At 38.3% G+C, this 14,935-nt stretch carries 16 protein-coding genes; 2 read left to right on the plus strand and 14 right to left on the minus strand.

The features are described 5' to 3' along the window. Window positions 1-9: 9 nt before the first annotated feature. From FFR60_RS02450 to FFR60_RS02480, 7 genes are all read right to left on the minus strand, one after another. Window positions 10-1,173 (minus strand): phage minor capsid protein, encoded by a 1,164-nt coding sequence (locus FFR60_RS02450; protein ID WP_137662860.1) that lies wholly within the window; start codon window positions 1,171-1,173, stop codon window positions 10-12. Next, window positions 1,173-2,672 (minus strand): phage portal protein, encoded by a 1,500-nt coding sequence (locus FFR60_RS02455; RefSeq protein WP_137662861.1) that lies wholly within the window; start codon window positions 2,670-2,672, stop codon window positions 1,173-1,175. The genes FFR60_RS02450 and FFR60_RS02455 overlap by 1 nt, the downstream gene beginning before the upstream one ends. 11 nt (window positions 2,673-2,683) lie before the next feature. Next, the gene (locus FFR60_RS02460; RefSeq protein ID WP_137662862.1) at window positions 2,684-3,976 is read right to left on the minus strand and encodes a PBSX family phage terminase large subunit; all 1,293 of its coding nucleotides are present in this window, start codon (window positions 3,974-3,976) and stop codon (window positions 2,684-2,686) included. Then, a complete protein-coding gene (locus FFR60_RS02465; protein ID WP_137662863.1) occupies window positions 3,960-4,496 on the minus strand; it encodes a terminase small subunit in 537 nt (178 codons plus the stop codon). Before FFR60_RS02465 ends, FFR60_RS02460 begins: the two co-directional genes overlap by 17 nt. Window positions 4,497-5,035: 539 nt before the next feature. Then, window positions 5,036-5,533 carry a hypothetical protein gene (locus FFR60_RS02470; RefSeq protein ID WP_137662864.1) on the minus strand — a complete coding sequence of 166 codons (498 nt, stop codon included), beginning with the start codon at window positions 5,531-5,533 and terminating at the stop codon, window positions 5,036-5,038. 133 nt (window positions 5,534-5,666) lie between these two features. Beyond that, a complete protein-coding gene (locus FFR60_RS02475) occupies window positions 5,667-5,972 on the minus strand; it encodes a hypothetical protein (RefSeq protein WP_137662865.1) in 306 nt (101 codons plus the stop codon). Continuing rightward, entirely contained in the window at window positions 5,973-6,383 is a 411-nt protein-coding gene (locus FFR60_RS02480) for a YopX family phage-derived protein (protein ID WP_137662866.1), read from the minus strand. A gap of 1,303 nt (window positions 6,384-7,686) precedes the next feature. Here FFR60_RS02480 and FFR60_RS02485 point away from each other — a divergent pair. Next, a complete protein-coding gene (locus FFR60_RS02485; protein WP_137662867.1) occupies window positions 7,687-7,986 on the plus strand; it encodes a hypothetical protein in 300 nt (99 codons plus the stop codon). A 417-nt stretch (window positions 7,987-8,403) separates the two neighbouring features. Continuing rightward, window positions 8,404-8,613, plus strand: coding sequence for a hypothetical protein (locus FFR60_RS02490; RefSeq protein WP_137662868.1), 210 nt, complete (start codon window positions 8,404-8,406; stop codon window positions 8,611-8,613). Window positions 8,614-8,702: 89 nt separating this feature from the next. Here the strand turns inward: FFR60_RS02490 and FFR60_RS02495 are convergent, their stop codons facing one another. The 7 genes from FFR60_RS02495 to FFR60_RS02525 all read right to left on the minus strand — a co-directional run bounded on the left by FFR60_RS02495 (window position 8,703) and on the right by FFR60_RS02525 (window position 14,927). Further along, window positions 8,703-8,915, minus strand: a complete 213-nt coding sequence (locus FFR60_RS02495) for a hypothetical protein (protein ID WP_137662869.1) — start codon at window positions 8,913-8,915, stop codon at window positions 8,703-8,705. Between the two features lie 157 nt (window positions 8,916-9,072). Continuing rightward, complete coding sequence (locus tag FFR60_RS02500; RefSeq protein ID WP_137662870.1) at window positions 9,073-9,534, minus strand: crossover junction endodeoxyribonuclease RuvC; 462 nt, start codon at window positions 9,532-9,534, stop codon at window positions 9,073-9,075. Then, a complete protein-coding gene (locus FFR60_RS02505; protein ID WP_137662871.1) occupies window positions 9,531-10,997 on the minus strand; it encodes an ATP-dependent DNA helicase in 1,467 nt (488 codons plus the stop codon). The genes FFR60_RS02500 and FFR60_RS02505 overlap by 4 nt, the downstream gene beginning before the upstream one ends. Next, window positions 10,994-12,820: a hypothetical protein gene (locus FFR60_RS02510; protein ID WP_137662872.1), complete on the minus strand. Its 1,827-nt coding sequence runs from the start codon at window positions 12,818-12,820 to the stop codon at window positions 10,994-10,996. Before FFR60_RS02510 ends, FFR60_RS02505 begins: the two co-directional genes overlap by 4 nt. A 400-nt stretch (window positions 12,821-13,220) precedes the next feature. Continuing rightward, window positions 13,221-13,742 carry a hypothetical protein gene (locus tag FFR60_RS02515; protein WP_137662873.1) on the minus strand — a complete coding sequence of 174 codons (522 nt, stop codon included), beginning with the start codon at window positions 13,740-13,742 and terminating at the stop codon, window positions 13,221-13,223. A 1-nt stretch (window position 13,743) separates the two neighbouring features. Continuing rightward, window positions 13,744-14,442 carry an AAA family ATPase gene (locus FFR60_RS02520; RefSeq protein WP_137662874.1) on the minus strand — a complete coding sequence of 233 codons (699 nt, stop codon included), beginning with the start codon at window positions 14,440-14,442 and terminating at the stop codon, window positions 13,744-13,746. Continuing rightward, window positions 14,439-14,927 (minus strand): siphovirus Gp157 family protein, encoded by a 489-nt coding sequence (locus tag FFR60_RS02525; protein ID WP_137662875.1) that lies wholly within the window; start codon window positions 14,925-14,927, stop codon window positions 14,439-14,441. The genes FFR60_RS02520 and FFR60_RS02525 overlap by 4 nt, the downstream gene beginning before the upstream one ends. Window positions 14,928-14,935: the final 8 nt, after the last annotated feature.

Genomic DNA, 14,935 nt, shown 5'->3' on the forward strand with positions numbered 1-14,935 from the left:
TTCCTCCAATTAGAAATCGTCATATCTAAAATCCTTAAGCAGTGTATTGAGTGGTGTATAAACTTTCTCACGAGAATGGTTACGGCTGAGATAGTCATTTGATTTGACTAATTCTCTCAACGCGCCTTGAGTGGCTTTGATCTTTTGGCCCCATGCTTTGGCATTGTCAGTTTGTCCTAACGCATCAGAGACCATCTGATTCTTTTTGAATTTCACAACTCGGCGTTCAAGTTCTCTTTGTTTCTTTGTAAGAGCTGCCACTTTTGCATTTTCCTTTGGATCGTATTTCGGCTGATTATTGGTATTCACTCCTGGAATAAAAGGAATATGCAAATGCCTACAGTTAACACCTCGATGGCCGCCTGGCGTTTCATAGTCAGCATTCCAGTACGGGTCGTAAATACTTCGATATTCCCAATCAACAGGTAACTCAGCCATAGGTCGAAAATCAACGACATTCCCTTGAATCTTCGAGCAAGCTTCCCGTGCCCCCATGTGACTTGTGACAATTACCGTATGGATGCCATATTCACTCATACGGTCTTTTCTTAGCTTGTCATAGGTATTTCCGAGCGTAGACTTTAAAACCGTTCTAACATAGCGCTCTAAACTCCATGTATGGCCGCCCTTATCAACAAACGTCGAACGAATACCTTTTTGCGCCCATTCTCGAATTGTTCTTTCTAGCGCCTCCTCAAACGTAAAAAGACCGCTGTTAAACGCAGCAGTCGTCTTGTTGATTATGTCGTTATACATCTGAGTAGTCGCTGAGCCATAACCAAAGTTGGTGGATAGCAATGTTTGATTCACATAGTTGTTAATATCACTCCACACTTGATCGTGATAGGCTTTCATGATGTTATCTAGATCATTTGGCAGTGGTAACGAATCGTACGGTAACTGTCCGTCAACATCTTTGACAATTTTTTCTCCCGAACTCTCAAACATTCTCGTCACTTCTGATTCTGCAATACCAGTAATTTGGGAAATAATCTTGATTGCGTCCTTATTGAACAAGTGAAGTTCTTGAAGCTTCTCGCGTTGCCAATCCAGTATATTGTCATGTCCTGAGTTCAAACGCTTAGCGATTAAGCGCATCAGTTCACCTTCTAACGACTGGTAGAGGTGAGCCATGCTACTAGACCATAAATCTAATTGATGAGGCGTAATCATTACTCATCATCTCCTAGTTGATTCCTCGCTGAGTTTTCTTCTTGAGTGGCATAATCCATTTCTAGATTTTCTGCTCTAATCTCATAAACAATCTTCATAGCTTCTTTTTCAGTCACGCCAGTTAGTTTCTGAATAGCAGAAAGTTTTGACGTTAGCCCCGCAGTAATCAGTTTCGAGTAGTAATCTGCTTTCTCATCTTGTGATTGGAAAACTCCATCATCGAAATCAATATTAATCCCAAGGCTCTCAGTTGCAAGAAACAACTCATACGCTGCCGCCAACTCAAAAATAGTTGTGATCAATTCTTTCAGCGCTTCCTCTACAATCAACACGTTATCTGATCGAGTAGAGAAGGTTTCTGAATTCTCACTAATGATCTCTGTCGCCGTCTTAACTGAGTGACCATCAAAACTAAAGGTTCCACTAGAAAAGCCCGTCTGAAGCTCTATGATCCGAAGTATGAAGTTAATACTATTAATGAACTCTGACGAACGTAGAGAGGGTGAAAATTCACTGATAAACGGTTCATCTGATTTCAAACGCTGATAAACAGATGTTTCGCTATCGAATCGGCTCATAGGATTCCCGTTTTCGTCATAACGAACCTTAAAGAAGTGATCCGAAGCAAGTATTTTTCGTTTGGCTTCTTCAATTTCCCACATGAACTCATCATATTTCTCATTGATGTCAATCAATTGGCGTTTTGCATTGTCTATGATTCCAAGGCTCAACGGACTATCCAAGTCGAGATTGTTTTTTCCTGCTAATTTAATATAGACAAATAGAGGTCTACTAAAATTCGGCATTGCGGTTTCTTCCTGCAAGTCTTTGTACTTATCAAGCGTACTCAATGGTACCTTTACACCTACTTGGCTTTGTTCCTCTGAGCGGTACAACTCATTACGGATGAAGTAAGTCCCGTTTTCCCATTCATGGAATTCAAGCAATGTGAAGTATATGGTCTTTTGACCTTCCGTTTGCTGCGTTACCGTAGCAATCGCTGCTTCTGAAATATCATTCGTGTTAGATTCTAACGGATAGAACGTGTCGGCACGACAATACGAAATCTTTATTTGTCCTGTATTTATGTCCACATACGGACGCAATGCCAAACCACCGATTGCGTACCCCGCTTCTAACTCCTCACCAAAATTCTTTCTGAATTGGTTATCGCTAAATACTTGTTGAAGAAACTTGTCTGCCTCTTTATTGTCAACACTAATATCACAGCCGTCATTAAAGACTAGCTTCGATAGTTTCTTTGATACCACTTTAGAAACGTTTAGCGAATGAAATGGTCGCCTCTTTGTATAGCCGTCGCTATTAACATACTCAACTTCAGGATATGCATTTTTATAGATTTTCCGATTGCTTCTGATTCGTTCGAATTCTTTCGCATTAATTGAAATCTTCGGATGATCGGTAATATCATTCAACGTTTGTACAATTCCCACTTTTGCACCTCCAATTCTAAATAAAGTCTTTAATCTTTCGAACATTTCTCCACCTCCTAGACGAGATATGTTTTTGTGAAGTAGTTTCCTGCATATCTCAATGTGTCGAGATAGTGGTTATATTTATCAATAGGTATTCCGTTGTCTTTCCTTACGTACATACCAATCTCTTTAATAGCATTATAAAAATCATAGTCATTCTGTCCGGTATACAAAAATAGAACCTCTTTGGTTAAGAGATTCTGTACACGTTCGATTCCTACTTCAATTTTCATTCCATTGCTGCTGATCTTGTCGCGGCTATTATTATCTGCCGCATCTGTCATAATCCCTAACAGGTGCAACTCTTCTCTTAACGTTTTGCATGCTGGGTCGACAAAAAAATAATTGAAATGTGGATAATTCCACTTAATGTAACACCATTCTTTAAACAGTTTGATATCTTTCGCATAGGTGCTCATGGCTTTCACAACGCCTGTATCTGCCCCGCTGTGGTAATAATTTGCCAATTGATACAAATAGTACTGCCCGCTATCAAACGTCACTAAGCAGAATGTGCAGGTCGTAGCATCCGATTGCCCGCCATCAGCAACAAAGAACGTCTCGATAGGTCTTCCTTTAATTGTGTTTGTCATGTGCTTATCAGTATCAAACATCGAATAGATGACACCTTCCGGCATGACTCGCTCACCATTCCAGTCTCGCTTAAGTAAATAGTCTGACGTTTCACACTGTTGTTTCCACATCTTCAATCGTTCGCCTGTCAGGATTGGGTTATCAGTTGGGCGCCAATGCCTAAAACGATAGGTATTTGTTTGCTCGAATTGATCCAATAACTCAAGGTTTGGATGATTGGGAGCTGGCGGGTTTTGTTCCCCTAAATGAAACCGCATCTTACTGGCTAATGTCCTTCTAAACGACTCAGCGATTACCTCTTTGTTAAGCAGGTTGAATTCCAAAAAGGTAACTGTGCCAAAAGACATACCAGTGATACTACCAACGGCGTTCACTTTTCCTCCACCTTTGTAGTAAATCCGCTTTTCATTTCCTTTACCAAAGTTAATCCAAAGATGATCGCCGTTTTCGTTATGTCGGATTTCTGAATTGTTTTTGAATATGTTCATCAAGCCAAAGCCTTCGCCGTCAATAAACATTCGATAAGCTTGCTCTTGGTTATACGCTAGAATTAGATGGTCTCTGTCAGGCGATTTAGCATAAATACGAGCCATTTTGAATATGTCGCTCATTGTTTTGCCTGATCGAATCGTGCCCTCGTTTAATTCGAACTCAATGCCTTCAATGTCAGAACTAATATTTTCTACTTGCTTAGTACTAAACTTTATCGGCATCTATATCACTCTCCACAACAGGCAGATTAACCAAAGCATCTAGGAGTTCGTTTTGTTGGGCATCTTCTGATAATTTGTTTGCTTTGTCTCGAAGAATGGTTGCCTCTGCTTGAGCTTTTTCGAGCTGCGCTTTTAACAACGGACTAGCATATTTCAAAAATAGATCAATTGCTTTTAATCTATTTTCTAAATCCGGGGTGTATTCGTATGTCATATCTTTAACGATTTTATCGCCCTCTAAGTGGTCTATTTGTTTGCTGTGGCTAATTATCGTTTTCCCGTCATATATATCCAAAAGACTGTTCAATTGTTCTTGTACATCCGTATTTCGCTTTTCAATGACGGGAGCCACCTTGCTAGCGATATACTCCACGACCTTAACATTTCTTAACAGTCGACTTGCTGTCGCTTCAGCGGTTTTTTTACTGTAACCAGCTTTGATGGCGGCTTGAGTCGCATTGCCACCGTTGATAATGTATTCATCTGCAAAAGCTTTTTGTTTTGTGGTTAAGTTTGCCACATCAACGCCACCACCTCTCTATATGTAGATATTTTTTCCTTTTTTGTCTTGTTGTGTAAGCGTTACAATGTTACAATGAATTCCGAAAGAATCTTTTAAAAGTTTGTTTTTTCCATCTTGACCACTATTACCCGATAGTGGTCTATTTTGTGCGCAAAATAAAAAGACCGCCCAAGCGATCTTGATTATGTATTAGTGAACACTGGATCAGACTAGCCCCTGACCGTGGCTTACTCATTTAACTATGCTCCTGCCTTACGTTTCCCACATAGACCGCATACAAAGCTAGCGTACAGTGACATAAAGACGGCACGTGAACTTTAAACGAAATGAAGCTTTTCAGCTCCATTCATCATTTATTTTTTTTTGCGTGCCGCCAATAAATCCACCAAGCTAGACGTTTGTATGTTAAGAGGTATAAGGAGAAACTTCATGCCAATAAAGTTAGTTTGAGTCGTCTGTTTGGTGGATTAATCACATTTATTTCACGCTATCATATTAACACTTTTAATGTACACTCGTGGCGCCACAAACGCGCCCTACAACCAATCAATTACAACATCCGCTCCAAAGATAAATACTGAAAGCTGCTCAACGGCTTTTTTTATCCACTTCCCTATCGTCCTTCGATCAACAGCATATTTTGATGCAATGTATTCATCAGCAAAACACTTAGGTAACAAGTACTTCATGTTTAAAATATCATAGGCTCGCTCATCCTCTGCTTTTAGTTCAACTAATGCCTTATCGACATGTTTCATTAATTTAGCCGTTTTCGCCTTATGTTCTAGTAGACTATCTACATCAAAGCGCCAGTCATTCCACATTGAAGCAAAATCCTCTTCGACTTGTTCCTCTACAATTTTGCAATGAGTTTTTAGTCTGTAGTAATTTCTCAAGAGCGTTCTTGTATTATGGTATGAATTGGACCTTAGTTCTTTTCGTCTTTGCTTTGTTGCTTCTACTAATCCAGCAACCACTTTCTCAGCAATCGCATCTAGCTGAGAATCTGGCAGTTCGTGTACTTGAATTTCCAAATCATTTCCTCCCAATCATTTTGTTATGCACATATCAACAGGTTTATCCACAACATATCGTAGGAACTTACTTTCGCATACAATATATTGTGTATCGCTTTTTTAATTCTCCGTGATAGGCGACGTTAACGGACTAATTAAATGGCTCTCCGATGTTTAATCTATCCTCACACGTCTTAGTAATCGTTTCTAGCTCTTCTTTGTAAGTTTTAATGTCATTAATAGGCTTGTCACCATGCAATACATAATCACGTTGTAAGCCAATTAAAGCCTTGCTGACATTTGAATAGTATCCAATAACGCTGCGAGCTTCTTCTGTTTCACCTTTGGGAGTTTTTCTTTCATACAATTCTCCATCTTCATTTCTGAGCGCTCTACTCAAAATTACTTGTCGTGGATCACTCGTGATTCGATAATCAAATATTTTCATGTCTAACATTTATTCCACCTCCAACAATTCTTTATCCTCGTAAATGTTTCCTATGACTTCGTACTGATAAATCGAACTACCTAACGAATACATGAATTTATCGTGGCCGATGCTCTTTTCGTCTAAATAAAACATAGTGTTTCTTTCTGAATACTTAACTAAACCTTTTATCTCAAAGGGAGTACTCAAATCAGTGGTCAGATATTGTTGCCCGACAACAATATCTCCCTCAAAAATCTCAACGCCGTTCTTGTCTTTCAGACCTGTTGATTGCATTACAACATGGTTCTTTTCCAAAATCGGAATAAGTCTTTCTGATCCTTTTGAGCGTTGATACAAAATCCCATCTTGTTGAATGTAGCAAGTATCTCTTTCCCATTCATTTCGATTTTTACACCAAACTCTAAACTTCGGTAGCATATTTTTCCTCCTTTTGCCGTTCACGACTGTATTAGTACCGCTCGCGGTTGAAACAATATCTGCTATCTTGCTACAATGAATTTGTCTAGCGGAAACTAGGCGAACTATGTGCGCGAGCTAGGTAACTTACTGACAAGTTTGCTTCCCCATTTCCTAGCTCATTGATTGCCGTTTCATACCGCGGCAGTCTTTTTTATGGTATAATTCAGACGAGCTAGATTCTTCCTTTTAAATTTCATTAAACTGAAAGCATATTTCAATTAGCTCATGAGCCGCTGATAATTATCAGTGGCTTTTTTTATGGTAGAATACTTTAGTCTAGCGGAAACTGGACTGTGGTCAATGTTAGAGGCAGTTGGTGGTCCAACTGTCTTTTTGTATGCAATAGCTTCGGTTAATGTACCTTTCATCAGTTCAATGTTTAATAAACTTTCAAAATTGTTCGTATCAATTTTCTCCCACTGTTGTTATAATTCTTCTAAATACTACATTGATTTCAAATTTCATTAGGAGGTTGACTATCTTGAGACAAGAAACTATTCAAAATTGGACAATTGAATCAAAGAATTTAAGCTTTTCCGTTTTAACTAGCAAAAATGAAGTGTGTATCAAATCCACATCCGCAGATAAAAGCGAACTTTTCTATGGACAACTTACAGAAAACTCGGTTTCAATTTACTCACTTGACTGTTACCAAGTTCATTCTGAGATCGATGTTGAGAACAAGATAATTAAATTATCTAGCATCGAATATGAGGATTAACATTCATCGAGAAGCCTTCACTATTACGTTGGCTTTTTCACCTGATAATGCTGGATAGCCTATCAATTGACTCTTTCTTAAAAGCTTTATTTCATATAATCATATCAGTGAGTAACCGCTAAAATATTGACAAGGTAGTGAGAAGATGCCCAACAATTATCCTTATGGCACCTATTTTTGTAATCGTTCTCCAGATGATGACGGTAAACTTGTCATCCACACTGCCCAATGCCCTTACTTAGCCCATGAACCTGACAGATTCTGCATTGGTGCTTCACCAAATCCTTCATGTGTGCTGAATAGAGCAGAAAAAGTGTTTTTCCCTAAATCCTTTTCCCTTTGTCCTGTTTGTTGTACTGAAGTGATATTTCACAAAAAAAGTAAGTAATCCATTCTGGAGGTAAGATAAATCTTACCTCTTTTTTGTTTATCACAGAAAAATTTTTTCTCTGTCAAAGGCTGAGTTAGCCGAATCGCTAAATTTTTTATACTATCTTAATGCCATTTTGCTTATACTTTAATTAATAGGGGTGATGTAAAATGGATATCAATTTTCTAGACTCAACTTATATTCCACTTTTAATTAGTGCTCGCGAAGCACTCAAAGAAGAAAACTATTACGTAGCAGAAAAAAAGATAATTTTGGCCATTCACACATGCTTTGATAGACCTGAAGCATATAACTTGCTTGGAATTTTCTACGAAAAGCAAGATCATGGACACTTAGCTAGAAAGTTTTACCGAATATCTTATTATTACGATCAAACCTATCTACCAGCGACTCGAAACCTAGAACGAATTATCGAAAAAAATAAAGATGAAATATATTTCGGAATATAAATCCATGATACGCGTGTATCCTTTTTTTAATTCTCCGTGATAGGCGATACTTCGGTATCATATAATTCACTTCCATTTCTAATTTGTTGTACAATAGACGCGAGCTGGTCCTCCTTTTTCCAATCGGGTAAAAGCATATTTCAATCAGCTCACTGAACGCTGATTCAATCTTCGGCGGTCTCTTTTATCCTATTGATTATTTTTCATTTATATTTTAAAATAAAAATTAGTTAGGTATTTCTTTTTTAAAAAATAAAAACGAAAAAACACATATACTATCTAACTCTTTAAACTGTTGACGGTTTTCGCAACAGTTTTTTGTATTAAAATCCATGTACTATAAAACTCCTTGATAGTCTTCGTTAACGGACAAAAAATTATATGGTATACTGACAAAATAACGGAGGGGGAATAACAATGGATAAGTTAGAAAAACGGATTAGACAACTTGAAATTCAGAACATCAGCACTATGTTTCAATTATCTTGCCTAATGGATAAATTCAATGTCTCTATTCTCGAGTTGAAGGAATACGCAAGCAAGTGCCTTGATGAAATACCAGACTCAGAAGTCGACTCGGATGTTTATCTATATTTACAAGGATTTATTAAAGGTTCTCCTGAATAGTGTTGCACTTTTGGCCGATCTGTTGATCGGTTTTTTTCTAGATAGATCAATCTTATTTCCTCCGTGGTTGCCCCAGTTAGCGGAGCTTTTTATTGGTCTCCATCATCAAACTTTTCGTCAAATAGATCATTGACTGAACCCATTATTTCCATTTTTCTTTCGTAATCCTCGTCGGAAATTTGTTCATCTAAATTTGTATGAAACATTGCGCTAGTAGTTATTCCATATCGTTCTTCTAATTCTTTATAAAAATCTCTTTTTGTTTTCATTGCTTCACCAACTTTTTCATAAATGGATTCCATAAAAATACTTCTTGGCTGCTGACATTTATCACTATTCGTAAACCTGTTGCTCCAACATGTGCCGAATAATGAATGGCATCAATCTGCTTGTATTTTTTTAAGCGCTGGAATCCGTATGATAAGGCTATTTCTTTTAGTTTCTTGTATGGTATAGGGATCACCCACTATCTTTTGCAGAGAACGCTCTAGCGAATAAGATTGCTTCGCATTCGTCTTCTGATGGTGTGAGGTCATAAACGTCTTTTACCATGTCGATGGCCTCTTGTTTCACGAGGTCGCGTTTCTTATTTTTTATCCCTACTCGTTTACGCCACTCTGCCGCTTTCACGACGTTCACGAAGTATCCGCGTTCTTCTAAGCAGATTTCCAGCGTGCCTTTTAGCTTGGCTAATATTTCATAGACTGTTGGATTTCGTTGTACTTGAATACCTTCAATAAAAACAAATGCTGCTTCAAATTTCTTACATAGGCTCATACATTTCTTTATTGTTTCTCGAATCCGCTCGTTCGTTGGACCAATCGGTCGTATAACTCCGTAAGCGACGATTTTTGAACTATCCATTTCCATCACGCACCAACCTGTAGCAGTTGTGGATTGATCAAATGCAATTAGATTCATCTAATATGCCTCCATTCCCGATTTGGTCGGTATGACGTTTTTATTTCATTCCCTACCAGGATTAATTTTTTCTTTGCTCTAGTGATTGCTACGTATGCCAAATTTTGATAATCACTTTCACTTGGCTGATACGCTACCACATCCCATTCGCTGCCTTGTGATTTGTGAATGGTTAAGCCGTAGGCTAAATCAAAATTATTTTGTAAGTCCTTCTCGCTTTTGAACGTGATTGTTCTATCGCTGTCTTTTTGTTGTGCTTTGTTGTACGCAATAATCTTGAATATTTGACCGTTATAAAAGCGACCTGTTTCATTTGTCTTCGCTACAATGACATCTCCAATACTGAAATTCGGTGCTATTGCTTGTGATCCGTTTTTTATGCGCTGCTGTTCGTTGATCGCTTTGACATTCATATTCGTGTATGACAAAACAACCTCCGCTCCCTTTTTAAAAGCCTCATCAATGTTGGATACTACTTCAATGTTTTGTGGTTTCATGTTCGCGTTTTGAGGGATACCCAAAACCTCACGTCCCAATGCAATGATGTCCGCTGATTCCGATCTTTTATTTTCTTTGAGTGTTGCTGTTACGAACAACGATTGGATCAGTTCGAATGGCCGTCCATACCCTACTGGTTCTAATTGGTTTTTGTCACCAATGAAAATCAATTGTTGATTCTTATAGATTCTCATAAGCTTGGCTACAAGCGTCGTCGACAACATCCCACTTTCGTCAATGACAATTACGTCACAATCGAATGGGTTATGAACAAAACTATGGATTGTGCGAACTTGGGTATCTTCATCAATCAATTTACTTTGTAAAGCCTCTCGCGCCTTATGGGTAGGCGCAAGAACCGCGACTTCCTTGCCGTTCTTTTGTAACTGATTGATGATTGAAGCTGTAACAAAACTCTTTCCCGTTCCGGCTCCACCAATCAAACATGATATTTGATTAGTGAGGCATGTTTTTAAAGCGCTATATTGCTCTCTGCTAGCTTTTAAACTGTCCGGTATATCTTTGTAGACAACGTTTAGTACTTGTTTTTGACGCGGTAATTTAGGTATTTGACGAGAGACGTAAAGCGTAGCCTCTGTTGTTAAGACAAACGGGTCTCCGCACTTAACAATTCCCGTATTCGTTAAATCCTCTACGTACATGGATATATAATCGCTTCGCTCTCTCTCCATTTGAGTTGTCACATCCGAAAAAACTTTCGCCGCACGCTCTTGCTTTTCCGTGTAAGGAATATCGTATTTTTTTAAAGCTCGTTTCGCATTCGCAAATGCGTAGCGTTCTAATTCCATGAATACTTTGAACGGATTTTCTTTGCTTAACAAACTTTCAAAGAATCCAATGGCATCATATTTTTCTGGCGTTCCATCGTATTTACCGGTGTTTCTGGCATAAGAGTAGGTGTAAGTTTTTTCAATGTTTTTCACTAATGCATGTGTAAAGTTCATCGGTAGATCACCTCCACTTCTTTTTCTGGCAATCCGTCAAGGACTGCTTGTGCTTTCGTTTTTTCTATGAGTTCTTCGGCTTCTTGATGCCAAGAAGCGAGTTCTGGATTGTTTAATGTATCCTTTAGATACATGTAGATTTGTCGATAGCTCTCATTCCTAGTCCCTGCTGGCGCACCGTGTTGTAAGACATCTTTTAGCAGACGTGCCTGTTCATGATTGAAATCAACTAATGATTTTGTACTGCTCGAAAAATTCAACACATTATCTGGCATGTTCTTCTGTTTTGGTTTGAACTGCTCAACATTGACCATCGTTCCAATGACTGTTGAAACATCTGCTGCTTTCAATGGATAACCCATCAATTGAGCGATTTTTTTACTTGCGCCATCAATTTCAAGATCGAGCATTTGGCTAACACCAATCACTACCGCTTTGTATGTTTCTTTTGTCATTTCTGCATCTGCCATTAGAATGATTCGCCAACGTTTTGATTCATCGTAATAGAATTTAGCCGTTGGATAAATTAGACCGAATAACCCTTGACTCTCTAATTTGCTTTCGATTTCTTCTCGTTGGTAATTTCCTTCGTCAATATCGATAGACACCAGACGCTTTCCACCTTGATAATGATCGTCAACACGTTGATCATCCTTGTAAGTTCCATCTAAAAAGTAGGCTAAGTTGTACTTTTTAATATGTTTGTACTCAGGTTCCGTCGTTGCACCGCCTAATAATTCTAGACCATTTACTTTCTCTGACTCGATTTCGTCAATGTCATTTAAGAAGCTTTGCAACGTTTCTGCTGGACTATAGTTCAGTTCGTTGCCCACGTAACCAATTTTGATGTTGAACGGCAATTCAACGTTTAGAATGCTTTCTAACTGTTTTTCTTGTTCAGAAGCAAAAGTTTCTTCCATTTCTTTTTCTTTTTCCAATTCTTCATTGAATAATTTAGCTTCGTCTTTATAATTGAATCCCTTGAAATCGAATGCTGCATCTGGTATCACGATCCAACGAGCGTTCTCTTTACCGATTTTTTTATTAGAGGTTAACTGATGAATATTTAACTCTTTGATTTCTTTCAGTCGGTTAGCCATTTCAAGGGAGCCTGAAACTTCTTTGAATTCTGTCGGCTTCATATACCAGTGCTTCTCTTTTTCTCGGTAGACTTTGCTCCGAAGACGGCTAAGAGCGTCTAAGATTTCTGATTCATCCACCATATCCGTTTGATATAAGGCAAACATCATCTTGTCTGTTTCTTCCACATCTTCGAGTTCATCTACAATAAGTCTTGGAACAGCATTTCGATTTCTGACTTGAACGAATCCTATATCATTTTGATATTTGAAACGATGTCCTTCATATTGTAGATTCAAAGATTTATCATCCAATATAACGATTTTAGGCTTATCCCACGCCACCCTTCTTTTATCTAGCAAGATGGTTCTTTCTGCAGTCTCGTAAATCATCAATGATTCTTCGAATGCGTCCGCTACGTTTAGGTCTAATTTTTTTGCTACGAAAGATACATTTTTTAGTACGCTTGTTGTGTAGTTTATTTTTTGTATATAAATCACTTTTTTTCCGTGCGTTTCGTTTAGAAAAGTTTGTGTTAGATTTAAGTTTGAATGTGTTGTTATCTCGTCTTCGTGCAATCCCATTGCTAACAGCAGCTCGTATGTTCGGTTGTATCCTCCGATAGCTAAGAACAGCACTTCTTCTCTTTGTGCTTTTACGTATTGATTTAAATTAGTTGAATGGATTCGGTTGTATACTTTTTTTAGGTTCTTCCGAGACTTATTAAAAATTATCTCTCCCACTTGCGCCTCCACTCCCTCCGTGATATATTATAGGTAACCAAATAGCGAACTTTTAGTGTCTGCCCTGTTTAAACTTTGTGAAAAGTTACAAAACAGGGTAGATATTTTTTTTAGAAATTATATTAGGTTTATCTATTTACTCGGTGTAACTTTGTAACTTTTGTTAAAAAACCAATAGTACCAAGGGTTTCAGAGGTTACAAAAAAGTTACAAGGCAGGGTACAGTTACAAAAATTTTCCGTTTTTAGATTAAAACTTTCTCATTTAAGGTTATTTTTCTTTTTTTGTAACCCTGCTTGTAACTTTCTTATAACTTCGCTGTATCCCTTGTCGCTCTAAGGCTCAACCCACTTTTTTCGACTTTGTGAAAAATGGGTCTGTAACCACTTTTGTACCCGATTTAGAAGGGCAAATCTTCATCTGAGATGTCGATTGTGGACCCACCAAGTGGATCTGAATCCGATTTATCTTCCAGTGGCCCGAAGTCGTAATTACGATATGGGTAGTTTGGATTCTTCTTGTTTGGAGAAACTGACAAGTCCATCAAGATTTGATTACCAATTCCTTTTGATAATGCTTCGGATGCTGAATACTCGTCGGCCAAATCCTTTTTAGTGAATTCCACACCGATCATAGCGGCTAGTTTTAGTAGCGTACGGCCGTTCTTTTCAAGTACGAAGTCTGGTAGTCCATCATCAAATGACATATAGATAATTTCCAGACGGTTCTTATCCTTCCCAGAAACAACCTCCAAGACAATCGCAATCTGATCCTGTTGACTTCTCTCATTCGTTCCGGCTTGCGCTGATTTTAAGCGCACTGGGTATTTCCCAGCCTCTAATTTCGTATTTTTGTTTACTTTGTCCTTCGCTGGATCAAATCCATCTTTTTTGATTTCGTTTAAAGTATCTAATAGTCCCATGTTAAAAATCTCCTTTTTCTGTTTGTAGTATTGAAAGCAATTCTGCCTGTTTGACAGTTCGCTTATCACCAATTAATTGATCTTTTGCTCGTGTTGTTTGTGTGGGTTGTAAAACGATGATTCGCTCTTCTTTTTCCGTCTCTTGATTCTTTAGAATGATCAGTCGGCCAACCACTGGCACTATCCCCATGATGGCATCGATATTTCTAACATCTGGTTGAAACTGTGTGTAGGTACGGCCGGAGTCCATTGTCAATTCCACTTGTTTTTCATGTGCTAACAATAGAATGTTTTTCTTTAAATCTTTTAATCCTGCTACGAAGTCCAACAATACTCTGTCAATGATTCCGTAATCTTTAATTTCTGGCATGCCACTGGTGGTGGTCGTTGCCTTTGAATTGAGCCAAAATTTTTGAAATGTTGATAAATTATCGATCACCACATTATCGAATTTTTCGATATTCTTCAGTAAATATTTGTAAAAGCTCTCTAAATCGTCGTGTGGCTTCTTCGAGTCCATAGCAAGTATCTCTACATCTTTTAGACCGCTTAATACTTGGTACATACCATCTGTTGAGAAGACTAGTGTTTTCCCTTTGAGATACTTAACCATGCTTGTTTTTCCCTTTCCAGGCTCTGAATAGATTAAGCACGTCCAATTATCAAATCGTTGTATATTCTCTGCTTGAATAATTTTCATCGGATTCTCACGCTTTCGGTTTGGATCAGCTCTGCCGAACCTTCGGGCATTTCAACGCCGTTTTTAAGTTCGGTTTTCAACTGCGTTTTATCTAATTTTGAAGGTTGCGGAATAAAATACTCCTCGGGAATTTTCCTCTCATCAATCACTCGCACTGATGGTGCATTCTTTTGGATTGCAACAGTCAGTAGTTCCCCTTGAACTTTGCGCGTGCCAACTCGCTCCATCTGTTCTTGTAGATAGACCTTCATCGACTTAGCATTGTTCTTCATTGTGGTTTTGCGTTTAGTGAGCCGTTTGATTTCTTCGTCAATCATGTTCGCCTGTCCTTCGATTTCCTTAACAGCTTTTGCGACGTTTTCAGCTTTTACATCGAAAGCATCTTTTATCGAATCCAACGTGTCCCGCAAGGTTCCATCGTCTAACTGATCCGCCATATCAACGACATGGTTGTAATTGTCTGCTAATTTGTATAAGACTGCCATTTCTCATT

It is taken from the genome of Enterococcus hulanensis (assembly GCF_005405485.1).
Classification (GTDB): Bacteria; Bacillota; Bacilli; order Lactobacillales; family Enterococcaceae; genus Enterococcus_A; species Enterococcus_A hulanensis.

Bases quoted from the DNA above. Each gene is read 5' to 3' on its own strand.
- FFR60_RS02485 (WP_137662867.1), top strand. From the start codon at position 7,687: ATGGATATCAATTTTCTAGACTCAACTTATATTCCACTTTTAATTAGT.
- FFR60_RS02520 (WP_137662874.1), bottom strand. From the start codon at position 14,442: ATGAAAATTATTCAAGCAGAGAATATACAACGATTTGATAATTGGACG.
- FFR60_RS02525 (WP_137662875.1), bottom strand. From the start codon at position 14,927: ATGGCAGTCTTATACAAATTAGCAGACAATTACAACCATGTCGTTGAT.
- FFR60_RS02460 (WP_137662862.1), bottom strand. From the start codon at position 3,976: ATGCCGATAAAGTTTAGTACTAAGCAAGTAGAAAATATTAGTTCTGAC.
- FFR60_RS02515 (WP_137662873.1), bottom strand. From the start codon at position 13,742: ATGGGACTATTAGATACTTTAAACGAAATCAAAAAAGATGGATTTGAT.
- FFR60_RS02500 (WP_137662870.1), bottom strand. From the start codon at position 9,534: ATGAATCTAATTGCATTTGATCAATCCACAACTGCTACAGGTTGGTGC.
- FFR60_RS02490 (WP_137662868.1), top strand. From the start codon at position 8,404: ATGGATAAGTTAGAAAAACGGATTAGACAACTTGAAATTCAGAACATC.
- FFR60_RS02480 (WP_137662866.1), bottom strand. From the start codon at position 6,383: ATGCTACCGAAGTTTAGAGTTTGGTGTAAAAATCGAAATGAATGGGAA.
- FFR60_RS02505 (WP_137662871.1), bottom strand. From the start codon at position 10,997: ATGAACTTTACACATGCATTAGTGAAAAACATTGAAAAAACTTACACC.
- FFR60_RS02495 (WP_137662869.1), bottom strand. From the start codon at position 8,915: ATGGAATCCATTTATGAAAAAGTTGGTGAAGCAATGAAAACAAAAAGA.
- FFR60_RS02475 (WP_137662865.1), bottom strand. From the start codon at position 5,972: ATGTTAGACATGAAAATATTTGATTATCGAATCACGAGTGATCCACGA.
- FFR60_RS02455 (WP_137662861.1), bottom strand. From the start codon at position 2,672: ATGTTCGAAAGATTAAAGACTTTATTTAGAATTGGAGGTGCAAAAGTG.
- FFR60_RS02450 (WP_137662860.1), bottom strand. From the start codon at position 1,173: ATGATTACGCCTCATCAATTAGATTTATGGTCTAGTAGCATGGCTCAC.